This window comes from Phycicoccus sp. (assembly GCF_035325325.1).
Lineage (GTDB): Bacteria > Actinomycetota > Actinomycetes > Actinomycetales > Dermatophilaceae > Phycicoccus.
The window spans coordinates 1-4072 of record NZ_DAOLAC010000069.1 but is presented as its reverse complement, the minus strand read 5'-3'; the positions used below and the strand labels follow the sequence as shown (position 1 = coordinate 4072).

At 72.0% G+C, this 4072-nt stretch carries 4 protein-coding genes and 1 riboswitch; of the genes, 2 read left to right on the top strand and 2 right to left on the bottom strand.

Translation table 11 applies throughout. From position 1 onward, the window contains the following. Window positions 1-314: 314 nt before the first annotated feature. Both PKA89_RS20195 and PKA89_RS20190 read right to left on the bottom strand, forming a co-directional pair. Window positions 315-623, bottom strand: a complete 309-nt coding sequence (locus PKA89_RS20195) for a hypothetical protein (protein WP_324422657.1) — start codon at window positions 621-623, stop codon at window positions 315-317. Window positions 624-649: 26 nt separating this feature from the next. Continuing rightward, entirely contained in the window at window positions 650-1738 is a 1089-nt protein-coding gene (locus PKA89_RS20190; RefSeq protein WP_324422655.1) for a class I SAM-dependent methyltransferase, read from the bottom strand. A gap of 135 nt (window positions 1739-1873) precedes the next feature. Here PKA89_RS20190 and PKA89_RS20185 point away from each other — a divergent pair, with 135 nt between their 5' ends. Both PKA89_RS20185 and PKA89_RS20180 read left to right on the top strand, forming a co-directional pair. Continuing rightward, window positions 1874-2614 carry a helix-turn-helix transcriptional regulator gene (locus tag PKA89_RS20185; protein WP_324422653.1) on the top strand — a complete coding sequence of 247 codons (741 nt, stop codon included), beginning with the start codon at window positions 1874-1876 and terminating at the stop codon, window positions 2612-2614. Window positions 2615-2736: 122 nt separating this feature from the next. After that, window positions 2737-2821, top strand: a riboswitch (Fluoride riboswitch). 111 nt (window positions 2822-2932) lie between these two features. Then, window positions 2933-4045: an alkaline phosphatase family protein gene (locus tag PKA89_RS20180; protein WP_324422651.1), complete on the top strand. Its 1113-nt coding sequence runs from the start codon at window positions 2933-2935 to the stop codon at window positions 4043-4045. Window positions 4046-4072: the final 27 nt, after the last annotated feature.

The window sequence follows — 4072 nt, the reverse complement described above, 5'->3', positions numbered from 1 at the left end:
GTGGAACCCAAGGACGCCAAGGGGTTCACTTTCAGCCGACGTTGACACGGGGACGTGAGTAGCCACGGGTGTGCGTCGGGATGGCACGTGGGGCGCACGCCTCGGCTCAACGAGGCCGTGCTTCGCACCGTTAGTGCAGGTCAGCGACCTGCCGCGACCAGTCGAGGTCGTCCTTGTAAACAGGGGGTTGGGGGTTCGAGTCCCCCCGCCAGCTCTCCTGTATGACTTCGTCTGATGCTGGACGTTCGAGGTCCGGCTGACCTGCGACGGCTGTCCGGCTCAGGTCCGACAGCCTCGTCCAGGCAACCGCGCCGTCATCGGTCGGGCACCGCGGGGTGGTGCTCCTCTCCCGGGTGGCCGCGGCCCCGATGCCGACCGCCGAGCAGGTAGGTGGCGTGCTCGGCGGCGCCGGCCTCGACGCACCGGGCGAGCATCTCGGCAGGGAGGACGAACCGATGCCCGGCGGCGCAGCGGATGTGGAGGTGCTCGACCGGGCCGTCGGTGCTCTCGAGGACGAAGTGGTCGAGGGCCTCACCGGGGGCGAGGCACTCCGGGCAGGTCGTCGGCTCGAGCTGCCGGCCCGTGCCGTCGGCCTCGCCCCGGGGCTCCGGCGCGGCGGTCACCCTCTGGTGCGCCGGTCCGGGTGCTCTCACGGCCGGGCCTCGAGGACGAGGTGGAAGGGCGTCTCCGCGACCCGGCGCACCGTCGGGAACCCGGCGTCCTCGAGCACCGAGCGCAGGCGTCCCTCACCGGCCTGCGCGCCGAGCCCGGCGCCGACCGGCTGGGACTGCGAACCCGGGGTGCAGAAGGCCGTCGACGAGGCGAACGCGAACCCTGCGGCGGGCATCGTCGCGATCGTCGTCGCCAGGTCGTCCGCGGCCCGCGGCTCGACGAGGGCGAGGGTCCCTCCCGGCGCGAGCGCCCGGCGGGCGTGCTCGGCCGCGCCCCGAGGGTCGCCGAGGTCGTGGAAGGAGTCGAAGAACGTGATGACGTCGTACCCCTCCGCCGGGTATCCGGTGCTGTCGGCGACCTCGAAGCGCACCCGGCCCTCCAGCCCCGCGTCGGCGACCCGGCGCCGGGCCAGGTCGACCGACGGCTCGTGGCTGTCGTAGCCGACGAACCGTGAGCCGGGAAAGGCCTCGGCGAGGAGCACCAGCGGCAGGCCGCGCCCGCAGCCGACGTCAGCGACGTGGGCGCCGGCCGTGAGGCGCTCCTCGAGCCCGAGCGCCGGCACCCACTCCGGCAGGAGGAAGGTGCGGTACGCGGCGCCGAAGAAGCGTTCGGTCGCCTCGAAGAGGGTGGGGTCCTGCGCACCCCACGCGAGGCCGCGGCCGGTGCGGAAGGCCTCGGCGATCTCGTCGACCCGGCGGTACATCCCGCACACCATGGGAGCCGCCCCGACCAGCGAGGCGGGGGAGTGGTCGGTGGCGAGGACGGCGGCCCGTTCCGCGGGCAGCGAGAAGGCGCCGGTCGACGGGTCGTGCTCGACGATCCCCACGGCAGCCTGCTGGGAGAGCCACTCGAGGACGAGCCGCTCGTTCGTGCCCGTGGCCGCCGCGAGGTCGGCGGCACCGAGCGACCCGCCGGCGGCGAGCGCCCGGTAGAGCCCGAGCCGGTCGCCGAGGACGATCATCGCGACGGTGCTCCCGCCGGTGAGCATCCCGAGGACGCGGACGGCGAACTCCTGCATCGCGTCCACGTCGAGCTCGGTCTCCGGGTGCGTCGTGTGCTGGCTCATGACGTGCTCCCCTCCCAGGGTCGGTTCCTCCCGCCTCCCGCGTCGTGACCGGGAACGGGGCTGTTCAGGCAGCGAAGCACCGGCGGTCGGCCGGAGGCCATACGGAATGCTCCGTATCGGCGCTACCCTCGAGCGATGGCTCCGGCCGGAGTGAGCGTGACGGCAGCCGACCTCGACACCGTGCTGCGCGTCGTGCACGACTGCGCCGAGGCCCCCGACCTCGCGAGCCTCCGCGAGCGGATGCTCCTCGGGGTGCGGTCCCTCGTCCCCTGCGACGTCGCCATCCTCAACGAGGTCGACCCGCGGACCGGCCACTGGGACGTGTCTGGCGACCCGGCGGACGTCCTCTTCCCCGAGTACGTCGAGGTCCTCCTGCGGCACACCGAACGCCACCCCCTGATGCGCCACCAGCTGCGGACCGGCGACGGCCGGGCCCGGACGATCTCCGACTTCACGACCCGGCGGGGGTTCCTCCGCCAGGACACCGAGGACTCGGTCTACTCGCGGATCGGGTTGGAGGACACCCTCGCGATCGCGTTCCCGGGGATGCACGACGTCGTCGGAATCGCGCTCTCGGACCGGTGGGAACGGTTCGGGGACCGCGACCGTGCGGTGCTCGACCTCATCCGCCCCCATCTCGGGCTCGCGTGGCGGGCGGTGTCGGCCGGTCCGCTCACCCCGCGCGAGCTCGAGGTGCTGCGGCTCGTCGCGGACGGGCGGACCGACGGCCAGATCGCGACGGCGCTGCGCATCCGGCGACGCACGGTGAGCAAGCACCTCGAGCACGTCTACGAGAAGCTCGGCGTGCAGAGCCGGACCGCCGCCGCGCACGCGCTCGCCATCCACCTCGACGCTCCCTTCGGCGCGCCGAGGTGACCGGATGCCGGTGCGGCGTCCCGGGTCGTCCCTCAGCGCCGGCCGCGCGCCTCCAGCGTTCACCGTGCGGTGGCCATTCGTTGGTCCCGGAGCCTTTACCCGTGGGCCCGGCGGTGGTTGACTCTGCCCTCGGTGATGGATCCCGCCAGGCCGGCCCTCAGGGGCGCGGCCGAACCGCCCGGCAGGGCTGATGGTTCCTGATCAGATGCGCTGCGGCGCCATGCTGTTCAGGAGGTGGTCGGCACAGCGCTTCTGCAGTCCGCAGACCCCCGTCATGCCAACACGCGTCCCGAGCGGACGCGAGCGAAAGGATTCGTCGTGCGACGCCCATCCCTCCTTGCCGCCATCGCGGCAGCCGCATCGGTGGCCCTCCTGGCCGCGGCAACCGCCACTGCGGAACCCCGGTCCCACCACACCCCCGGGCCGGCCATCGACCACCTGTACGTGCTCATGCTCGAGAACCACTCCAAGTCCAGCGTCATCGGCAACGCCAACGCGCCGTACCTGAACCGGCTGGCCGCCACGAACACCGTGGCGGACCACTACTACGGCGTCACCCACCCCTCGATGCCGAACTACATCGCCGCCATCGCGGGCGACACCTTCGGCATCCAGGACGACAACGACCAGAACGTCGTGAACCTGGACCGTCCCAACCTGGTCGACCAGCTCGAGAGGGCGCACGTCACGTGGGGGGCGTACATGCAGACCCTGCCCGCGGACAAGCTGGCCCGCTTCGGCCCCACGCTCCCGGACGGCACCGAGGCTTCGCTGTACGCCAAGAAGCACAACCCCTTCGTCCTGTTCGACAGCGTCAAGAACGACCCGGCCCGGATGGCGAAGGTGAAGGACTACTCGGCGCTCGCCCGCGACCTGAACAGCAGGCACGCGCCGGCGTTCGTGTGGATCAGCCCGAACCAGTGCAACGACATGCACGGCGGCGTCTACCAGTCCATCGCGGGGCATCCTGAGACGCCGTGCCCGTACGGCAGCACGAAGGACGACGCGAACGACGCCGCGCTCAAGCAGAAGGCCGACCAGTTCGTCAAGGACGCCGTGCGCACCATCACGACGTCCAGGGCGTGGACCAAGCGCTCGGCGATCGTCGTCGTCACCGACGAGAACGACTACACCGGCAACGAGCAGACGGGCGGATGGGAGAACGCGGACGGGTGCTGCGACTCGCCGTACGTCGCCAAGGGGGACCCGCGGGTCTCGGCCGACTGGCCCGGCGGTACCTACGGTGGCGGGCTCGTGCCCGCGATCATCGTCCGCGGCTCTGGTGGTGCGCACCGGGTCGACCACACCCCGTACAACCACTACTCGCTCCTCGCGACCATCGAGCAGAACTGGCACCTGCCCTACCTCGGCCACGCCGGCGACACCGCCGGTGGAGTCCGCCCCATGTGGGCCGCCTTCTCGGGCCGCTGAGGGTTCCTTCCGCTGTGGGCGTGGTCA